This window comes from Bradyrhizobium sp. WYCCWR 13022 (assembly GCF_030435535.1).
Taxonomy (GTDB): domain Bacteria; phylum Pseudomonadota; class Alphaproteobacteria; order Rhizobiales; family Xanthobacteraceae; genus Bradyrhizobium.
Map to the genome: position 1 here is coordinate 1 of NZ_JAUIZJ010000035.1, position 643 is coordinate 643.

1 pseudogene is annotated in these 643 nt (G+C 66.9%); it reads left to right on the forward strand.

The annotated features are described in order from the left end of the window. A pseudogene (locus QY049_RS34525) lies at positions 1–643 on the forward strand (hypothetical protein); the annotation flags it as partial.

The following is a 643-nucleotide window of genomic DNA, read 5'->3' on the forward strand; positions in this document are numbered from 1 at the left end:
GAAGCTGAACGGCACGACGATCAGCGGCGGCACGATCGCCGACAACGGGCTGATCGAGACGGTGCAGGACAACAGCACGATCAACGGCAACGCGCAGCTGACCGGCGGGCTGGTGACGATCGACGCCGCGACGCAGCTGACGCTGGACAATGTGACGGTGACCGGCAGCACGATCACCGACAAGGGCACGCTGGCGCTGGCGGACACGGTGACGCTGGCGGGGATCGACATCATCACCGGGACGGGTGGCAGCACGATCAGCAATAGCGGGCTGCTGGACATCACCGGCACGACGACGCTGAACACCGACAGCGTGACCAATGGCGGCACGATCCGGGTCGGCAATACGCTGAAGCTGAACGGCACGACGATCAGCGGCGGCACGATCGCCGACAACGGGCTGATCGAGACGGTGCAGGGCGTCAGCACGATCACCGGCAACGCGCAGCTGACCGGCGGGCTGGTGACGATCGACGCCGCGACGCAGCTGACGCTGGACAATGTGACGGTGACCGGCACGACGATCATCGACAAGGGCACGCTGGCGCTGGCGGACACGGTGACGCTGGCGGGGATCGACATCGTCACCGGGACGGCCGGGAGCACGATCAGCAACAGCGGGCTGCTGGACATCACCGGCACG